Annotated in this window: 17 protein-coding genes; 7 read left to right on the top strand and 10 right to left on the bottom strand. The window is 56.5% G+C overall.

Annotated features, from left to right (window positions below; translation table 11 throughout):
• Positions 1 to 1,023, top strand: coding sequence for a cell division protein ZipA C-terminal FtsZ-binding domain-containing protein (locus D0C27_RS18450; protein ID WP_035272478.1), 1,023 nt, complete (start codon positions 1 to 3; stop codon positions 1,021 to 1,023).
• The gene (gene ligA / locus D0C27_RS18445; protein ID WP_035272480.1) at positions 1,020 to 3,107 is read left to right on the top strand and encodes an NAD-dependent DNA ligase LigA; all 2,088 of its coding nucleotides are present in this window, start codon (positions 1,020 to 1,022) and stop codon (positions 3,105 to 3,107) included. Before D0C27_RS18450 ends, ligA begins: the two co-directional genes overlap by 4 nt.
• Before the next feature lie 301 nt (positions 3,108 to 3,408).
• Here ligA and D0C27_RS18440 read toward each other — a convergent pair whose 3' ends face one another.
• Genes D0C27_RS18440 through msrB form a run of 4 tightly spaced genes read right to left on the bottom strand, consistent with a single transcriptional unit; the run spans position 3,409 to position 5,423 of the window.
• Positions 3,409 to 4,185, bottom strand: coding sequence for a peptidylprolyl isomerase (locus D0C27_RS18440; RefSeq protein WP_026483124.1), 777 nt, complete (start codon positions 4,183 to 4,185; stop codon positions 3,409 to 3,411).
• Between the two features lie 8 nt (positions 4,186 to 4,193).
• The gene (locus D0C27_RS18435; RefSeq protein ID WP_009456641.1) at positions 4,194 to 4,457 is read right to left on the bottom strand and encodes a BolA family protein; all 264 of its coding nucleotides are present in this window, start codon (positions 4,455 to 4,457) and stop codon (positions 4,194 to 4,196) included.
• A gap of 7 nt (positions 4,458 to 4,464) precedes the next feature.
• Positions 4,465 to 5,031 (bottom strand): septation protein A, encoded by a 567-nt coding sequence (locus D0C27_RS18430; protein WP_009456639.1) that lies wholly within the window; start codon positions 5,029 to 5,031, stop codon positions 4,465 to 4,467.
• Positions 5,028 to 5,423 carry a peptide-methionine (R)-S-oxide reductase MsrB gene (msrB, locus tag D0C27_RS18425; protein ID WP_009456637.1) on the bottom strand — a complete coding sequence of 132 codons (396 nt, stop codon included), beginning with the start codon at positions 5,421 to 5,423 and terminating at the stop codon, positions 5,028 to 5,030. The genes D0C27_RS18430 and msrB overlap by 4 nt, the downstream gene beginning before the upstream one ends.
• A gap of 339 nt (positions 5,424 to 5,762) precedes the next feature.
• On the opposite strand from msrB, the gene D0C27_RS18420 reads away from it, so the two are divergent.
• From D0C27_RS18420 to D0C27_RS18405, 4 genes are all read left to right on the top strand, one after another.
• The gene (locus tag D0C27_RS18420) at positions 5,763 to 6,932 is read left to right on the top strand and encodes an ABC transporter substrate-binding protein (RefSeq protein ID WP_009456635.1); all 1,170 of its coding nucleotides are present in this window, start codon (positions 5,763 to 5,765) and stop codon (positions 6,930 to 6,932) included.
• 138 nt (positions 6,933 to 7,070) lie between these two features.
• Complete coding sequence (locus tag D0C27_RS18415; protein ID WP_035272757.1) at positions 7,071 to 8,108, top strand: branched-chain amino acid ABC transporter permease; 1,038 nt, start codon at positions 7,071 to 7,073, stop codon at positions 8,106 to 8,108.
• 5 nt (positions 8,109 to 8,113) lie between these two features.
• Complete coding sequence (locus D0C27_RS18410) at positions 8,114 to 9,946, top strand: branched-chain amino acid ABC transporter ATP-binding protein/permease (protein ID WP_137431425.1); 1,833 nt, start codon at positions 8,114 to 8,116, stop codon at positions 9,944 to 9,946.
• Entirely contained in the window at positions 9,943 to 10,725 is a 783-nt protein-coding gene (locus D0C27_RS18405; protein WP_026483121.1) for an ABC transporter ATP-binding protein, read from the top strand. Before D0C27_RS18410 ends, D0C27_RS18405 begins: the two co-directional genes overlap by 4 nt.
• Here D0C27_RS18405 and D0C27_RS18400 read toward each other — a convergent pair.
• From D0C27_RS18400 to fdxA, 6 genes are all read right to left on the bottom strand, one after another.
• Positions 10,722 to 11,363 (bottom strand): OmpW/AlkL family protein, encoded by a 642-nt coding sequence (locus tag D0C27_RS18400; protein ID WP_009456629.1) that lies wholly within the window; start codon positions 11,361 to 11,363, stop codon positions 10,722 to 10,724. The two genes, D0C27_RS18405 and D0C27_RS18400, sit on opposite strands and share 4 nt — an antisense overlap.
• Positions 11,364 to 11,691: 328 nt before the next feature.
• Positions 11,692 to 12,405 (bottom strand): ATP-binding cassette domain-containing protein, encoded by a 714-nt coding sequence (locus D0C27_RS18395; protein ID WP_035272484.1) that lies wholly within the window; start codon positions 12,403 to 12,405, stop codon positions 11,692 to 11,694.
• Between the two features lie 244 nt (positions 12,406 to 12,649).
• Positions 12,650 to 13,288 (bottom strand): endonuclease III, encoded by a 639-nt coding sequence (gene nth, locus D0C27_RS18390; protein WP_026483118.1) that lies wholly within the window; start codon positions 13,286 to 13,288, stop codon positions 12,650 to 12,652.
• Positions 13,285 to 13,926, bottom strand: a complete 642-nt coding sequence (locus D0C27_RS18385; RefSeq protein ID WP_009456623.1) for an RnfABCDGE type electron transport complex subunit B — start codon at positions 13,924 to 13,926, stop codon at positions 13,285 to 13,287. The genes nth and D0C27_RS18385 overlap by 4 nt, the downstream gene beginning before the upstream one ends.
• A 52-nt stretch (positions 13,927 to 13,978) precedes the next feature.
• Positions 13,979 to 15,202: a polyhydroxyalkanoate depolymerase gene (locus tag D0C27_RS18380; RefSeq protein WP_009456621.1), complete on the bottom strand. Its 1,224-nt coding sequence runs from the start codon at positions 15,200 to 15,202 to the stop codon at positions 13,979 to 13,981.
• A 211-nt stretch (positions 15,203 to 15,413) separates the two neighbouring features.
• Positions 15,414 to 15,737 carry a ferredoxin FdxA gene (gene fdxA / locus D0C27_RS18375; protein WP_009456619.1) on the bottom strand — a complete coding sequence of 108 codons (324 nt, stop codon included), beginning with the start codon at positions 15,735 to 15,737 and terminating at the stop codon, positions 15,414 to 15,416.
• Between the two features lie 240 nt (positions 15,738 to 15,977).
• Between fdxA and pncB the strand changes: the two genes are divergently transcribed.
• The gene (pncB, locus tag D0C27_RS18370; RefSeq protein WP_035272486.1) at positions 15,978 to 17,153 is read left to right on the top strand and encodes a nicotinate phosphoribosyltransferase; all 1,176 of its coding nucleotides are present in this window, start codon (positions 15,978 to 15,980) and stop codon (positions 17,151 to 17,153) included.
• The last annotated feature ends 179 nt before the right edge of the window (positions 17,154 to 17,332 follow it).

The following is a 17,332-nucleotide window of genomic DNA, read 5'->3' as shown; positions in this document are numbered from 1 at the left end:
ATGAGTGATTTGCAAATCGCACTGATTTTATTGGGCATTTTGCTCATCTTGCTCGTGGTGGTCTTTAACTGGTGGCAAGACCGCCGAGTGCGCCAGCAGATGCAAAGCCAATTTCCGGATGGGGATACCGATCCCTTGATGAGCCAGCTCACCGAGCTGGAACGCCGCGAGCCCAGCATGACGCGTGGCGGCGATTCTGCGTCTGCTGACGGTGAGCACGATGCGGCCGAGGCCGACTGCACGACCGAGGCCGTTATCGATATCAGTTTCAGCCAGCCCGTGGATGCTCAGGATCTGGCTCAGGCCTTGCAATCGGTATCGCGTACCGGTGCCAAGCCTGTGCGTTATTTCGCGGAATGCGAAGGGGGCGGTCATCGTGCTCGCCTGCGTTCGGGCGAGTCCTACGCCAGCATGCAGATTGCCGTTTTGCTGGCCAACCGTAGTGGCCCCTTGTCGGCGATCGAGTGGTCGCAGGTCTGGATGGCTGCGCAAGCGCTGGCACAGCAGTTTGATGGTTCGGTAGAAGGTCCGGAACAGGATGATGTGCTGCGTCGTGCGGCTGCCCTGGATAATACCTGCGCTGATCTGGATGCCCTGGTGGGCGTGTCGGTGCGCTTGCCTGGCCCCATGCCTGCCTCGTCCGTGATTCAAATGGTCAAGGATGCCGGCTTTCTGCCCTTTGGCCAGCAACTGGCCTGGTTGGCAGATTCGGGACAGCCCCGTTTCACCGCCATGTTCGATGGTGCTCAGCCCAAAGATATTCAGTCGGCCAGCATTGAGCGTATCGACTTGCTGCTGGATTTGCCCAACAGTCCGGCGGACGATCATGCCTTCAGCCGCATGGCAACGGTGGCCCGTGATCTGGCCAGCCGTCTGGACGGCGTGGTGCTGGATGATCAAGGTCGCCCCTTGCCCGAGAGCACCGACCAAAACATTGATGAACAACTAAGTAATCTGTACGAACGCCTGGAGCAGGCTGGCTTTACAGCAGGCCAGGAACGTACAGGCAGGATTTTTTCGTGAGCTTGAAGCGAGTACAGCAGTTACATGAAGAACTGGCCCAGCATAACTGGGCCTATTACGTTCAGGATGCGCCCAGCATTTCGGACGCGCAATACGACGCATTGATGAACGAGCTGCTGGCGCTGGAAGCCGAGCACCCGGAATGGATTACTCCGGACTCGCCCACACAGCGTGTGGGTGCAGCGCCTCTGGACGGTTTTGATACGGTTCAGCACGCTGTCCCCATGCTGTCCTTGGGTAATGCCTTTGATGCTGAAGAAGTTCAGGCCTTTGACAAGCGTGTCGCCGATACCCTGGTCGAGGCAGGTGTGGTGGGACTGGACCGTCGGGTAGATTATCTGGCCGAATACAAGTTTGACGGCCTGGCGATCAGCTTGCGCTATGAGCAAGGTCTGTTGGTACAGGCATCGACTCGCGGTGATGGCACCACGGGCGAGGACGTCACCAGCAATATTCGCACCATCAAGTCCATTCCTCTGCGCTTGCGTGGCGATGCGGCACAATTGCCTGCCGTGCTGGAGGTGCGAGGCGAGGTTCTGATGAACCGGGCGGACTTTGAGCGCCTGAACGAGAACCAGACCAAGCGTGGCGAGAAAGTATTTGTGAATCCGCGCAATGCGGCCGCAGGCAGCTTGCGTCAGCTGGACCCGAAAATAACCGCTAAACGGCCTTTGCGCTTTTTCGCCTATGGTTGGGGTGAAGTCAGCCCCATGCCTGCCGCGAATCAGCCACAAAGTGCCTTGTTTGCGGAACCCGCTGGCGAGGCACTGCCTCGTGATACCCAATCGGGCATGATGGACTGGCTGGAAAGCCTGGGTATGCCGTTGAGCCGCGACCGTAAAGTCGTGAAGGGCGTGCAGGGCCTGCTGGATTTCTATGGTGAAACCCAGCAACGTCGTCCCGGTTTGCCCTTTGAAATTGACGGTGTGGTCTACAAGGTCAACTCCTTGGCTGCGCAGCGTGTTCTGGGCTATGTGGCCCGTGCGCCGCGCTTTGCCGTTGCTCATAAATTCCCCGCCCAAGAAGAAATGACGCGTGTGGAGAGTATCGAGTTTCAAGTGGGCCGTACCGGGGTTGTCACACCCGTCGCGCGTTTGAAGCCGGTGTTTGTGGGCGGTGTCACAGTCACAAATGCCACGCTGCATAACGAAGACGAAGTGCGTCGCAAAGATGTGCGAGCGGGCGATACCGTCGTGGTACGCCGTGCCGGTGATGTGATCCCTGAAGTGGTTGCTGTGGTGTTGGAGCAGCGTCCCGAGAGCAGCGTGCCTTTCGAGATGGTCAAGGAGTGTCCCGCTTGTCAGTCGGCACTGGAGCGTCTGGAAGGAGAGTCTGCCTGGCGTTGTACTGGTGGTCTGATTTGTCCTGCCCAGCGCAAGCAAACCCTGATTCACGCCGCCAGCCGTAAAGCGCTGGATATTGAAGGCTTGGGTGAAAAGCTGGTGGATCAGTTGGTGGAAACCGGGCTGGTGCATACCTTGGCCGATATCTTCAAGCTGCAAGTCGAAAAGTTGGTGCTACTGGAGCGTATGGGACGCAAGTCGGCCGAGAATCTGATCGAGGCGATTGATAAAGTGCGCGAACCGGCCTTGAATCGTCTGATTTACGCCTTGGGCATCCGCCATGTGGGTGAGACCACGGCGCGCGATCTGGCACAGCATTTTGGCTCCTTGCAGGCATTGGAGCAGGCTGATGAAGAAGCGCTGCTGCAAGTCAATGAGGTGGGCCCGGTTGTAGCAGCTTCCGTACGGCACTTTTTCCAGGAGCCGCATAATCGTGAGGCCCTGGATGCGCTGCTGGCGGCTGGGGTGACTCCTCAACAGGCGCAAGCCCGCGCCAATAGCGCTAATCTGCCGCTGGCGGGCAAAACGGTGGTCATTACAGGTACGCTACCCAGCATGAGCCGCGACGAAGCTACACGCCGTGTATTGGAAGCAGGGGGCAAGGCCAGTGGCTCGGTCTCCAAAAAGACGGCCTATGTGCTGGCAGGCGCAGAGGCGGGTTCCAAGCTGACCAAGGCGCAGGAGTTGGGCGTGACTATTCTGGACGAAGCCCAGTTCCTGGCTTTACTGGCGGGTGAATAGCGCAGGGGGAAGAAGTGAAGTTCTGCCACCTTGCAGGCTTAGCTTTTTTGCCAAGAGTCTATGAGTCAGCAGGATATTTGCTCTGGTAGCTATTTTTCGACTTTTAGGCAGTGCGCTAAGCACGCACTGCCTTTTGTTTTAATGCGCGTTGAATAGTCCTGGTGGTGGTTCAGCAGTGATCTGGGCTTTTAATTACCGCATGAACGACCTGCACAACAAACAAATATGGCGCCATTGAGGCGCCATATTTGTTTTTCCTGCAAGCCGCCTTATCGGGATGATAAAGCGGCCTGCAAAGCCATTACTTGATGTTGGCTTCTTTCAGGATTTTCTGCTGGTACTCAGCCAGCTTGCGCTGACGCATCATTTCTTCCAGCTGAGGCTTCACTTCGGCCATGGCGGGGAAGGTCACAGGGCGAGCATCGTCCACCTGGATGATGTGCCAGCCAAACTGCGACTGCACAGGCGCAGCGCTCAGCTCGCCTTTTTTCATCTTCTCTACAGCCTGAGCGAACTCGGGCACGTAGGTGGAGCTAGGAGCCCAGCCCAGATCGCCGCCTTGCTGGCCGCTGCCGGTGTCGATGGAGTCTTTCTTGGCGGCATCAGCAAAGCTGATTTTCTTGGACTTGATCTTGGCCAGCAAATCTTTGGCGGCAGCCTCGTCCTTGACCAGAATGTGGCGCACCTTGTATTCCTGCTGACCTTCTTCCATCGCCTTGATGGTGTTGTATTCCTTGGTCAGGTCGGCGTCGGTGACGGGGTTCTTTTTCAGGTAGTCAGCCATCAGGGCACGGACCAGAATGCTCTGGCGGGCCAGTTCCAGCTCTTGCTGAACCTGGTTGGTCTTGTCGATACCGGCTTTTTCAGCGGCTTGCACCACAGCCAGACGGTTGACCATTTCCTGTTTGACTTGCTCACGCAGCTCGGGCGAGTCCTTGGCGCCTTGCTCGACCAGAACGGCGACGAACTGATCCAAGTCTTTTTGCGTGAGGTTTTTGCCGTTTACGGTGGCAATCGTCTGTGCATAGACGGGAGCAGCCATAGCGCAGGTCAGGGCAAATGCGGCAATACGTTTCATGAGCATCCTTAAGCGGTGGTTTTGGCTTGAATAGCCAATGCGTGAATCGGGAAAGGCATTAGATCGTGGACGCGATCATACACAAGTCTGTGTCGTGCCAGTGTTGAAATTCCATCAAATTGTTTCGAGGCGATGATCACCCGAAAGTGGCTTGCACCACCTTGTGCACCGGCGTGGCCAGCGTGCAGATGGGACTCATTGATGATGTCCAGTTCCGACGGCTCCAGTGCCTGGAGCCGTTCGTGAATCAGGGAAGCAAGTGCGTCTGTCATGGCGAAATCAGGATTTTGGGGGAGTGGAGTTGTCGGAAGAGTCTTGCAGGTAGCGGCCCAGCCACAAGGATTGGGCAACGACAAACACCAGCATCAAACCCAGCAGGCCGAAGGCCTTGAAGTTGACCCATTGGGATTCGGTAAAGTGGCCCGAGAAGGCAACGTACAGATTGACCAGGCCCATGGCGACAAAAAAGCTTGCCCAGACCAGGTTTAATTTGTCCCAGACATGGCCGGGCAAGACCAGATGGGTGCCCATGAATTTTTGCATCAGATTGCGATGCATCAGGTAACGTCCGCCCAGCAGTACCAGAGCAAAGATCCAGTACAGCACCGTGGGTTTCCAGCGGATGAAGACATCATTGTGGAAAAACAGGGTGGCACCGCCAAAGACCACAATGACGGCCAGATTGATCCAGTGCGAGGTCTCGATCGCCTTGCTGGTGAGCTTCAGCCACAGTATCTGCAGGACCGAGGCGGCCATGGCCACGCCGGTGGCGACATAAATGTCGGAGAAGCGAAACGCCAGAAAGAACAGTACGAGCGGGAATAGATCAAATAAGAGTTTCTTCATGCTTCGGGTTCAAAAGTCATGGATAGAGAGTTAATGCAATATCGTAGCCCAGTGGGTGGGGGACCGTCTTCAAAGACGTGCCCCAAATGAGCATCGCAGACATTGCAAAGCACTTCGGTACGGCGCATGCCGTGACTGGTATCCAGCTCCTCGCGCACATTGTCCGGGTTCAGGGGCGTGAAGTAGCTGGGCCAGCCGCAACCGGCATCAAACTTCGTGTCCGAGGCAAACAGGGGCGTGCCGCAGCCGACGCAGCGGTAGATGCCGGGCGTGGTGGTGTCCCAGTAGCGGCCGGTAAAGGGGCGCTCCGTCCCTTTCTGACGGGTGACATAGAATTCTTCGGGGCTGAGCTGGGCGCGCCACTCAGCGTCTGTTTTACGTACTTTTTCCACGTGTGCTGCCTTATGAAAAACAGTTCAATGCCTACAGGAGGTGCAGTCCTACATAGTAATCGACAATTAGAGTGCGTTTGGAACAGAGGGTTCCAAAGTGCAGATCTTCCTGACCTCCAGTGGGCTCTCCAGTAAAGAAAATCGCGGTACAGGGCACTTAATTAGTGAGCTATCACTTTAGTTAGTGCACTATTTAAACTTTTAATATTTAAGGTAAACACCAATATCTGAAATTCTCGTGACTTGATACGTTTCTGGTATGTGCTGGTGATTATCTGTATTACGATTTTTTGACCGTTAAATCGGTCCACAACAATGAACAAAATTTGGGAGAAAAGGATGAACTGCATTACTACTGGTCGCCTGACGACATTGGCTGCAGCCCTGGCCTTGAGCCTGCCCGTGGCCGTGTCCGCGCAGATCAAGGTGGGTGTGACGGTGGCAGCGACAGGACCGGCGGCCTCACTGGGCATTCCTGAGCGCAATACAGTCAGCCTGCTGCCTACTGAAGTGGCCGGCCAGAAAATCGAGTACATCGTTCTGGACGATGCTACCGATACCACCGTGGCCGTACGCAATATGCGCAAGCTGATTACCGACGACAAGGTCGACGTGGTGATCGGTACCTCCGTGACGCCTGGCTCCCTGGCCATGGTGGACGTTGCCGGCGAAACCAAGACTCCCATGATCAGTGTGGCCGCCAACGCCAAGATTGTTGATCCTGTGGAAGGCGCCCGTACCTGGGTGTTCAAGACCCCTCAGAATGACCAGTTGATGGCCGGTGCTCTGGCCGATGCCATGGTCAAGCAGAACGTCAAAACCCTGGGCTTTATCGGCTACAACGACGCCTACGGTGACGGCTGGCTGAACGTGATTACCGAAGCCGCTCAAGCCAAAGGCATCAAAGTGCTGGGCGCCGAGCGCTATGGCCGTAACGACACCAGCGTGACCGGTCAGGTTCTGAAGCTGCTGGGCACCAAGCCTGATGCCGTTCTGATCGCCGGTTCCGGCACCCCTGTTGCCTTGCCCCAGCGCGAACTGAAAGGTCGCGGCTACGCTGGCATCATTTACCAGACACACGGTGCCGCCAACAGCGACGTGCTGCGTGTGTGTGGCAAAGACTGTAACGACATGATCTTGCCAGCCGGTCCATTGCTGGTTGCCGAACAACTGCCTGACAGCAGCTCGGTGAAAAAGACCGCCATGGACTACAAGGAAAAATACGAAGCCAAATACGGCGCTGGCTCCATCAATACCTTTGGTGGTCACATGTGGGATGCCGGTCTGCTCGTGACCGAAGCCATTCCGGAAGCCCTGAAGTCCGGCGCCAAGCCAGGTACCCCCGAGTTCCGCGCAGCCCTGCGTGATGCTCTGGAGCAAACCAAGGAACTGGCTGCTTCCCAAGGTGTGTTCAATATGTCTGCAACGGACCACGCCGGTCTGGACAAGCGTGCCCACGTGATTGTGAAAGTGGTCGACGGTAAATGGACGTATCAGCCTGATCTGTAATATCTGACAGGCAAAAACCGGCTCAAGAGCCGGTTTTTTCCAAGGCGGGTGCTGGCTGATCCTGGCACCCGTTCCCGCTACAGGCCTGCGTTTGCCGTAAGCCCTTTGCCCTTTTTGTTGTACAGGATGTTGTCCGACATGGATACCACCATCGCTTTAATTTTGTTGCAGGATGGCATATTGAATGGCGCCATCTATGCCTTGCTCGGGCTCGCCCTGGTTCTGGTTTTCCTGGTTACCCGCGTTATCTTTATCCCGCAAGGTGAGTTCGTCACCTTTGGCGCCTTGACCCTGGCCTTTGTGGTCAATGGCCGCATGCCGGGAACCGTTATTTTGCTATTGATCGCTGGTGCGCTGGTGTTCTTGCTGGAGTTGCTCTCTGCCTTGCGCAGCCGCAGCCTGGCCGGCATGCCCCGCAAGTTTCTGGTCAATATCGTGATCCCCGTCGCGGTTTACTTTGCCGCTCCCGCCATTGTCAGCTCGGAGCTGCCATTGTGGGTGGCCGTGCTGTTCTCGCTGGCGGTGGTGATTCCTCTGGGCCCTATGGTCTACCGCCTGGTATACCAGCCTATCGCCGAAGCCAGTGTGCTGGTGCTGCTGATTACCTCGGTCGCCGTGCACTTCGCGCTGACGGGTCTGGGCCTGGTGTTCTTCGGTCCGGAAGGCTGGCGCACGCCTCCCTTCATGGAAGGTGAAGTGTCCCTGGGTGCAGTGAGCTGGTCTGCTCAAACCTTCTTTGTGATGGGCGCCTGCGTGGTCCTGATTCTGGCCTTGTGGGGCTTTTTTGGTAAGACTCTTTACGGTCGCGCCCTGCGTGCCACGGCGGTGAACCGTCGTGGTGCCCGTCTGGTGGGTATCAGTACCAATATGTCCGGATCCCTGACCTTCACTCTGGCTGCGGCCATCGGTGCCTTGTCAGGCATGCTGATTGCGCCTGTAACGACCATCTACTACGACACGGGCTTTTTGATTGGTCTTAAAGGCTTTGTGGCTGCAATCTTTGGCGGCCTGATCAGCTACCCCGTCACCCTCTTGGGTGCCTTGTTCCTGGGGGTTCTGGAAGCGTTTTCCTCTTTCTGGGCCAGTGCCTACAAAGAAGTTATTGTATTTACCATGGTGATACCGGTGTTGTTGTGGCGCTCCTTCGGTAGCAAGCACGTGGATGATGAGGAGTAAATCACATGAGACACTGGCTGACGCTATTATTTATTGCGGTTCTATTGGTTTTGCCGCAGCTGGGCGCAACGCCCGAATTCTGGATTACCCAGCTTAACTATATTGGCTTGACCAGCTTGGTCGTGCTGGGTCTGGTGTTGTTGACTGGCGTGGGTGGTCTGACTTCTTTTGGTCAGGCTGCATTTGTGGGCCTGGGTGCATACACTACGGCGTACCTGACGGCTCGCCTGGGCTGGTCGCCCTGGTTCAATCTGCTGATTGGCATGGCCATTACCATGATGGTGGCCTACATTCTGGGCGCGATCACACTACGCTTGTCCGGTCACTTCCTGCCCCTGTGTACCTTGGCCTGGGGCCTGGCCTTGTACTACCTGTTCGGTAACCTGGAGTTCCTGGGGCAGTACGATGGTATTTCCGGTATTGCTCCTTTGGAGTTCTTCGGTATTTCCCTGTCCTCCGGTCGGGATATTTACTACCTGATCTGGGCCTTTGCCTTGCTGGCCATGTGGGGTACGCGTAACTTGCTGAACTCCCGTCCCGGACGTGCTATTCGCGCTCTGAAGCACGGCAGCGGCATGGCCGAGTCCTTTGGTGTGAACATGGCCAATTACAAGGTCATCGTGTTCGTTTACGCCGCTTTGCTGGCTTGTGTGTCCGGTTGGCTCTACGCGCACTACCAGCGCGCCGTCTCGCCCAGCCCCTTCGGTTTGAACTACGGTATTGAATACCTGTTCATGGCCGTGTTGGGCGGAGCAGGCAGTGTCTGGGGTGCCGTTCTGGGTTCGGCCCTGGTGCTGAGCCTGAAAGACCAGTTGCAGAACTGGTTGCCCAAGCTGCTCAATACCGACATCAACTTCGAGCTGATCGTTTTCGGTATCTTGATGGTTCTGATCTTGCAGTACGCGCGCGACGGTTTGTGGCCCATCCTGCACAAGGCCTGGGAACAGGTTTTCGGTGCACAGAAGCGTCGTCAGGCTGCTCCCCCACAAGCCGAGGCTTTGCCTCAGCGTGAGCGTCCGCAGGCCGGTTCGCTGGTTCTGGAAGTGAATAAGATTCGCAAGGAGTTCGGTGGTCTGGTGGCTGTGAATGACATCAGCTTCACCTTGAATGCAGGTCAGATCATGGGCCTGATCGGTCCTAACGGTGCGGGCAAGAGCACGACCTTTAACCTGATTACCGGCGTGCTGTCGGCCACCAGTGGTCAGGTCAGCTTTCTGGGGCAGCGGATTGATGGCAAACCTGCACGCGAGATTTCTCGTCTGGGCGTGGGCCGTACCTTCCAGCACGTGCAATTGCTGCCTACCATGACGGTTCTGGAGAACGTGGCACTGGGCGCTCACTTGCGTCGGAATGTCGGTGTGGTGTCCGCCGTCCTGCATACCGAGCGTCGCAGCGAAGCCGAGCTGTTGCACGAAGCGGCTGTTCAGCTGCAGCGTGTGGGTCTGGGTGACTACCTGTACGAAGAGGCGGGCAATCTGGCCCTGGGCCAACAGCGTATTCTGGAAATTGCCCGTGCTCTGGCTTCTGATCCGCTGCTTTTGCTGCTGGACGAACCGGCTGCCGGCTTGCGCTACAAGGAAAAGCAGGAACTGGCCAAAGTGCTGGATCAGCTGCGTAGCGAAGGCATGAGCATTCTGCTGGTGGAGCATGACATGGACTTTGTCATGAATTTGACGGACAAGCTGGTGGTCATGGACTTTGGCACCAAGCTGGCCGAAGGTTTGCCCAAGGAAATTCAGGAAAATCCAGCCGTGCTGGAAGCCTACCTGGGTGGTATTGATGACGACCTGGATCTGGATCAGGTCAATGAGCCCGCCTCGGCAGGAGCAGCGCTATGAGTTCGGCACAATCGAAAGACATTATTCTGAAGGTAGACAATCTGGCGGCTCAATACGGCAAAGTCAGTGCCGTGATGGGTGCCAGCCTGGACGTGCGTGCCGGCAGCATTGTGACCGTGATTGGTGCCAACGGCGCCGGTAAGTCCACTTTGCTCAATTCCATGATGGGTTCTTTGCCCAGCGTGGGCCGCAGCACAGGCTCGGTGCAGTACGAAGGGCAGGAGATCAGCCATTGGGAAGTGGAGCGTCGTGTTGCGGCCGGTATTTCCCTGGTGCCAGAGCGCCGCGAGCTGTTTGGCAGCATGACGGTAGAAGACAATCTGCTGCTGGGTGGTTTTCGCCTGTATCGTGCCCGCCATCCCGGTTGGCGCGACACCATGGACAAGGTCTACACCTTGTTTCCCCGCTTGAAAGAGCGTCGTACACAGCTGGCAGGGACTTTGTCAGGCGGGGAGCGGCAGATGCTGGCCGTAGGCCGTGCCTTGATGGCGCAACCCAAAGTGCTGATGCTGGATGAACCCAGTCTGGGCCTGGCGCCGCGTGTGGTGCGGGAGATCTTCATGATCATTGCCCGACTGCGCAGTACCGGCGTGGCCATCTTGCTGGTCGAGCAAAATGCGCGTGCCGCTTTGCAAGTGGCTGACTACGGTTATGTTCTGGAGACGGGCGATGTGGTGCTGCAAGGGCCCGCGTCTGACCTGGCTCATAATCCCCGAGTGATAGAAAGCTATCTGGGCTTGGGGCAGGGCAAACGCGAGCAGGAAGAGGCGACAGCTTAGAAGCGGTAGCCGACCCCGATGGTGGCAACCACGGGGTCCAGCTTGGCTTTGCCAATGGACTGGCCGTTCAGCTTCACGTCTGGGCGGATGCTGATGTAACGCACGTCAGCATTCAGGAACCAGTTCTTGTCCAGCTTGTAATCCACACCGACCTGGGCTGCAAAACCCCAGCTGTTTTTCAGCTTCAGGTCGGAACCCGCCAGAGCACCGCGCGACTCGGTGTCAAAGAACATGGTGTAGTTCACACCCACACCCACATAGGGCTGGAAGTCGCTGTCAGGCAGGAAGTGGTATTGCAGGCTCAGGGTTGGGGGCAAGTGCTTGGTCTTGCCGATACGACCCAGATTGCTGTCGATATTGTGCTGGAAGGGGAAAGCGCCCAGCAGCTCAATACCAATATTGCGGGTGGCCATGTAGGTCAGCGAGAAGCTGGGGCGAGCATTATTGCCTACGTCCAGCTTGACGGTGCCGTCAGCCACAGAGCCGTTATTGGATTTTGGGGATACCCAGGTCACGCCACCTTTGAGCAAGAAATCACCCGCTTCGTGTGTTTGGCCTTGAGGCGCGTACAAAACAGCGGCCAGTCCAACAGCAAGCAAGGACAGGTGCAGACCTGGAATCAAGTGGCGGGATTTCATAGGAGCTCCGTAGGTGTGTGTAAAGCCTACAGAGTGCATGAGGGCTGGGCCTGCGGATTTGATCCAAAGCAAGCTTCAGAGGTAGTTGGCCGCCTGACCTTGTTGTAGATCAAGTAAGCAGAATTCATGCGGGGCCAATTTGGCCGCTATGTCTGTTTTTAGCATCACCTGGTAACAGCCCGGAAATGGAAAGCCTTGGAACCCGTCCGGTTATTTCTGGGCATTTTTCCACTTTTTGGGATGCCTGTTTATTGGGATCCTGTACCTGCCTTCCAGGCAAGGACAAGCAGGGGGAAGACGCAGGTTTGGAGCTTGGCGAATCAAGTGCTCATACATTCAGGAGTGCGTGCAGGGCTTCGTATTTATGGCTTAATTCGTTGCGGCTGAATCGCTCGATAATTTGCCCTTGTTCCAGCACATGAAACTGATCGCTGAACTCTGCCGAGAACTGCGGGCATTGTTCGGCCAGCACAATGGTGTAGCCCTCATTGCGCAGCGTGCAGATCAACTTGCTCAGTGTCTGGGCCTGCACCGGGGCCAAGCCCTCGGATACCTTGTCCAGAAGCAGCAGATTCACACCCGTGCGCAGCAAGCGCGCAATCGCCAGTATCTTTTGTTCCCCAGTAGACAGGTGGGTAGCCATATGGTGGCGACGCTGCTCCAGACTGGGCAATAGTTCATAGATTTGTACCAGCGACATTCCACCACCCAGGGCTGTGCCTATGGCAGGTGGCAGCAGGAGATTTTCCTCGCAGCTCAAGCCGGTAAAAATACTTTGTTCGTAGGGGCTGTAGCCCACGCCCAGATCTGCCAGCTGATGCTGGTTCAGGTGAATGGCTTCGGTGCCTTGGATACGGATGGAGCCGCGGCGGCTATCCGTTAAACCCACGATGGCGCGTAGCATGGCGCTGCGGCCGGCCCGGTTGCGGCTCAAGACAGTGCAGATTTCGCCGGAAGCGACCTGCAAATTCAAACCGCGCAAGAGCGGGAACTCTCGGTGCCAGGCGTACAGATTCTCAATATCCAGGGCAGCCCGTGTCATGAGAACGCTCCTTGTCGTGAGTCGTCAATATGGGCCTGTACGTTGGCTGGTCGGCGCAGGAACCCGTTACGCGTCCTTTGCCTCTTACCGCGGTGATTCCATCGCCAGCAAACTATAGGCAGAGTCCTTCATGCGTTTCAGTATGGAAGCGCCGACGAAGCAAAACTATGCGGGTTTGTCATAGGATGGTCCGGTTTAATGCACTGTTTGGTAAACAAATGTTGTTAAACCGGGTATGTGTTACTTAAGTGTTAACGGTTTTCGGTTTGAAGTCGCATAAATCCGAGATGCCGCACTGGGGGCACTTGGGCTTGCGGGCTACACAAATGTAGCGGCCATGCAAAATCAGCCAGTGGTGGGCGTCCAGCAAAAAAGGCTTGGGTATGACTTTCTCCAGCTTCTTTTCCACTTCGACCACGTTCTTGCCGGGCGCAATGCCGGTGCGGTTCGCTACACGGAAAATATGTGTGTCTACCGCAATGGTGGGCAGGCCAAACGCGGTGTTCAAGACCACGTTGGCAGTTTTACGACCTACACCGGGAAGCGCTTCCAGAGCGGCGCGATCACAGGGAACCTTGCCTTGATGCAAGTCCAGCAGCATCTGACAGGTCTTGATGACATTGGCGGCCTTGGTCTTGTACAGACCGATGGTCTTGATGGCCTCGCGCAAGCCTTCTTCACCCATGGCCAGAATTCCTTCGGGCGTGCCATGCTCGGGAAAGAATCGGGCTGTGGCCAGGTTCACGGAGCGATCAGTGGCCTGGGCCGACAAAATCACGGCAATCAGCAGCTGAAAGGTGTCAGCGTATTCCAGTTCGGTGGTGGGTTTGGGGTTGGCAGCCTGAAAACGACTGAAAATCTCGTAGCGCTTGGCAGCGTTCATGGTGTGGTTCCGCTTGCAGTCTTGCTGGCACGGCGGGCACGGGCGCGAGCCAGGGCAGAGGCGATGGATGCCTCGCGTTTATCAGCCTGATCGGCATCATTGGCCAGAACGGGTTTATTGGCCAGGGTACGGGCCGCCAGGTCCGAGCTTTCCTTGTGGCGATTCAGCAGGCGCTCCCGGCGCTGTTCGGTATCCAGGCGTGCTTGAGCGGCCTGTTCGGCGCTCCAGTCGTCGGTGGGCACCATGCTGATGCAGTCCACCGGACAGGGTGGTACACAGAGCTCACAGCCCGTGCAGCGATCGGCCAGCACGGTATGCATCAGCTTGTTGGCGCCAATAATGGCGTCCACCGGACAGGCCTGGATGCACAAGGTGCAACCAATACAGTGTTCTTCGATAATCACCGCCCGACTGGGGCCGGTGAATTCGCCACAGGACGGATCCAGGGGCAGGGCCTCACGACCCAGCAGCTCGGCCAGGGCTTGTACGCCTTCCTGCCCGCCTGGCGGGCAGCGGTTGATGGCCTCGCCCTCAAGCGCGATGGCTTGGGCATAGGGCAGACAGGCGTCGTAACCACAGCGGGTGCACTGGGTTTGAGGGAGCAGGGCGTCAATGCGCCGTATTAAGGTGTCGGACATGAATGCAAAAACGGGGCCATCTGGCCCCGTCAGAAACGGCCTAAGCCAAATATCAGTTGTGCTGACGGATGAAGTCCCTGATTTTAGGACAGATCAGCGTGCGCCAGCGACTTCCGGAGAAAATCCCGTAATGCCCACAGTTGGGTGCGGTGAATTGTTGCTTGAGTTCAGGGGCAATTTTTGCGCACAGCGCTTGAGCCGAATGGGTCTGGCCCTGGCCGGAAATATCGTCCAGTTCGCCTTCAATGGTGAACAAGGCTACGCCATCAATATCTTGTGGACGAACCTGTTCGCCATGCACGTGCCATTGGCCCTTGGGCAGGCGGTGCTCCTGGAACACAATGCGGATCGTGTCCAGATAGAACTCGGCGGGCATATCCAGCACGGCATTGTATTCGTCGTAGAAACGGCGGTGTGCTTGTGCGTCGTCATCATCACCCTTGATCAGGTGCTGATAAAAATCGTAGTGCGAGCTGACGTGACGATCCGGATTCATGGCCACAAAGCCGGCATGCTGCAAAAAGCCGGGGTACACGCGACGGTGAGCACCGGGGTACTTGGTGGGCACGCGATGAATCAGGTTGTTTTCAAACCAGGAGTAGGACTTGGTCGTGGCCAGACGGTTCACTTCCGTAGGCGACTGACGCGTGTCGATGGGACCACCCATCATGATCATGCTGCGCGGCATCACGGCCGAGCGGCGGGTTGCCATTAGCGAGACGGCAGCCAGTACTGGCACTGTGGGTTGGCAAACCGACATGACGTGCACCTTCGAGCCCAGCGCCTGGATGAACTCCTGTACATACAGAACGTAATCGTCCAGATGGAAGGGGCCGGCCGAACGGGGCACCATGCGGGCATCAATCCAGTCGGTGACATAGACGGAGTGATCGGGCAACAGCGCACGTACGGTTTCACGCAGCAAGGTGGCGTGGTGGCCGGACAAAGGGGCTACCAGCAAAATTGTGGGGTCCTGAGCGGCTTTGGGGTGATCACGCTCGAAGTGGATCAACTTGCAGAAGGGCTTGCTCAGGTGTTCGACCTCGCGCACGGCAACGGTCTGGCCGTCGATCCGGGTTTCGTTCAGCCCCCAGGCTGGCTTTTCGTAATCCTTGCCGATACGGTGTACCAGTTCAGAGGCCGCCGCCAGTTGGCGCGACAGGGGCGTGTAGGCCAGTGGACTGTATGGGTTGGAGAACCATTGGGAGCTGGTGCCGGTAAAGGCAGCCAGCGGGGCCAGAAAGGACCGCTGAAGTTCGTGCAGATCGTAAAGCATAATGTGCGCCTTGGTGTTGCCTAATTTGATACAGAGGAATGTATATGCTTATTCCTGTGGGAAACAATACGACGTTTACCGTTCCTCTGTACTTGGGATTTTCCCTTGCTGCAGTGCGGCAAGTTTTTTATCAAAAGGCGAGATTGGGCGCAAGAGTGGCTGGATAGGAACGCAGCCACCGGGTCGGACTTCTATAGAGCGAGCGAAGGGCTTAGCGCTCCAGATACTGTAGTTTGTTCTCCACACCGTTCCAGTCGTCCGCATCTTCCAGCGGTTTCTTGGAGCGGTTGATGCTGGCAAAAATAGGCGTCAGTTCTGCGTTCAGTTCGATGAAGGGAACTTGATCCTGCGGCACATCTTCTTCAGCAAAAATGGCATTGGCCGGGCATTCGGGAATACAGACGGCGCAGTCAATGCACTCGTCCGGGTCAATCACCAGAAAGTTCGGGCCTTCACGAAAACAGTCGACGGGGCACACATCCACACAATCGGTGAATTTGCACTTGATACAGTTTTCGGTGACGACGTGGGTCATTTCAGTAACACTCCTGCGGTATCGCTAAGGCGGTCAGTCACGGCAAAGGGCCGTGGATGGGGTGCGCGACAACGCACAGGGCCTGAACGATAAAAATGGGATTTAAATCGAATCTTTCGATTTTAACGAATATTCAGCTTCTTGCTTATTGAGATGGCGCAATAGCTCACCTGCTAGATAGCTGTACGCAAGAACTGGCGCCCGTGCTATGGTTGCGCAATCAAAATCGGTAGGTTTGTGATGATCATTACCTCTTTACTTGATACTGACCTGTACAAGTTTTCCATGATGCAGGTTGTTTTGCATCATTTCCCGGCTGCGCACGTGGAGTATCGCTATAAGTGCCGTACTCCCAATATTAATTTGAGCCAGTACCTGGACGAGATTCGGGCGGAAATTCACGCACTGTGCCAGTTGCGTTTTTCAGACGCCGAGCTGGATTATTTGCGTAGCCTGCGCTTTATCAAAAGCGACTTCGTCGATTTTCTGGGCCTGTTCCACCTGCCCGAGCGCTGCATTCAGGTGCAGGCCGGTGATGTGCCCGGCGAGATCGAAATTTCGGTTCAGGGGCCCTGGCTGCACACGATCCTGTTCGAGATCCCGGTGCTGGCCATTGTGAACGAGGTTTACTTTCGCAACGAATGTCCGCAGCCGCCATGGGCAGAAGGGCGCGAGCGTCTGCAGTCCAAGATGCGGCTGGTGGTGGATGATCCGGCCCTGAGCGACTTTCGTGTGGCTGACTACGGTACGCGCCGCCGCTTTTCCAAGCAGTGGCACGAAGAAGTGGTCACTACCATGATCGAGCAGATGAAGCCGCACTTTGCGGGCACCAGTAACGTCTGGCTGGCCATGAAGTATGGGGTGACGCCGCTGGGCACGATGGGGCACGAATACTTGCAGGCTTGTCAGGCTCTGGGCCCCCGTTTGCGTGACTCGCAGATTTTTGCTCTGGAAGTGTGGGCCAAAGAGTATCGCGGTGACTTGGGTATTGCCTTGTCGGATGTCTACGGCATGGATGCCTTCCTGCGCGACTTTGACATGTACTTCTGCAAGCTGTTTGACGGTGCTCGCCATGACTCGGGTGACCCATTCATTTGGGGCGAGCGCTTGCTGGCGCACTATCAGGCCAACCGTACCGATCCACGTACCAAGACCTTGGTGTTCTCTGACGGTTTGACCATACCCAAAGCCATTGAGCTGGCCCTGCGTTTTGCAGGCCGCTGCAAGGTGTCTTTCGGGATAGGCACCAACCTGACCAATGACCTGGGCCATGAGCCCTTGCAGATTGTCATGAAGATGGTGCGTTGCAATGGCCAGCCCGTGGCGAAAGTCTCGGATGCGCCTGAAAAGACCATGTGTGATGATCCGGCGTATCTGGCTTACTTGCGGCAGGTTTTTCAGCTGCCTCCGGCTTAGAGCTTGAGGCTTCCCTTCTTGAGGTCCTTGCTGCTTGAGGCAAATGCTGCTTGGGTAGGGGAGCTAAGGGCATCGTAGTCAGTGATGCTCGTGATTTCAGACGGGCGGCATCGTTTTAAAGCGATAAAGCTATAGCACTAAAAGTTTGAATCAAAGCCCTTTGCACACGCAAAGGGCTT

Source organism: Alcaligenes faecalis (genome assembly GCF_005311025.1).
GTDB lineage: Bacteria > Pseudomonadota > Gammaproteobacteria > Burkholderiales > Burkholderiaceae_B > Alcaligenes > Alcaligenes phenolicus.
This window is presented reverse-complemented; position numbering and strand designations above follow the sequence as displayed.

Excerpts from the sequence above, each read along its gene's own strand:
- D0C27_RS18380 (WP_009456621.1), bottom strand. The coding sequence starts at position 15,202 with ATGCTTTACGATCTGCACGAACTTCAGCGGTCCTTTCTGGCCCCGCTG.
- D0C27_RS18400 (WP_009456629.1), bottom strand. The coding sequence starts at position 11,363 with ATGAAATCCCGCCACTTGATTCCAGGTCTGCACCTGTCCTTGCTTGCT.
- D0C27_RS18410 (WP_137431425.1), top strand. The coding sequence starts at position 8,114 with ATGAGACACTGGCTGACGCTATTATTTATTGCGGTTCTATTGGTTTTG.
- pncB (WP_035272486.1), top strand. The coding sequence starts at position 15,978 with ATGATCATTACCTCTTTACTTGATACTGACCTGTACAAGTTTTCCATG.
- D0C27_RS18395 (WP_035272484.1), bottom strand. The coding sequence starts at position 12,405 with ATGACACGGGCTGCCCTGGATATTGAGAATCTGTACGCCTGGCACCGA.
- nth (WP_026483118.1), bottom strand. The coding sequence starts at position 13,288 with ATGAACGCTGCCAAGCGCTACGAGATTTTCAGTCGTTTTCAGGCTGCC.
- D0C27_RS18430 (WP_009456639.1), bottom strand. The coding sequence starts at position 5,031 with ATGAAGAAACTCTTATTTGATCTATTCCCGCTCGTACTGTTCTTTCTG.
- D0C27_RS18435 (WP_009456641.1), bottom strand. The coding sequence starts at position 4,457 with ATGACAGACGCACTTGCTTCCCTGATTCACGAACGGCTCCAGGCACTG.
- D0C27_RS18440 (WP_026483124.1), bottom strand. The coding sequence starts at position 4,185 with ATGAAACGTATTGCCGCATTTGCCCTGACCTGCGCTATGGCTGCTCCC.
- D0C27_RS18420 (WP_009456635.1), top strand. The coding sequence starts at position 5,763 with ATGAACTGCATTACTACTGGTCGCCTGACGACATTGGCTGCAGCCCTG.
- D0C27_RS18415 (WP_035272757.1), top strand. The coding sequence starts at position 7,071 with ATGGATACCACCATCGCTTTAATTTTGTTGCAGGATGGCATATTGAAT.
- fdxA (WP_009456619.1), bottom strand. The coding sequence starts at position 15,737 with ATGACCCACGTCGTCACCGAAAACTGTATCAAGTGCAAATTCACCGAT.
- D0C27_RS18385 (WP_009456623.1), bottom strand. The coding sequence starts at position 13,926 with ATGTCCGACACCTTAATACGGCGCATTGACGCCCTGCTCCCTCAAACC.
- D0C27_RS18405 (WP_026483121.1), top strand. The coding sequence starts at position 9,943 with ATGAGTTCGGCACAATCGAAAGACATTATTCTGAAGGTAGACAATCTG.
- D0C27_RS18450 (WP_035272478.1), top strand. The coding sequence starts at position 1 with ATGAGTGATTTGCAAATCGCACTGATTTTATTGGGCATTTTGCTCATC.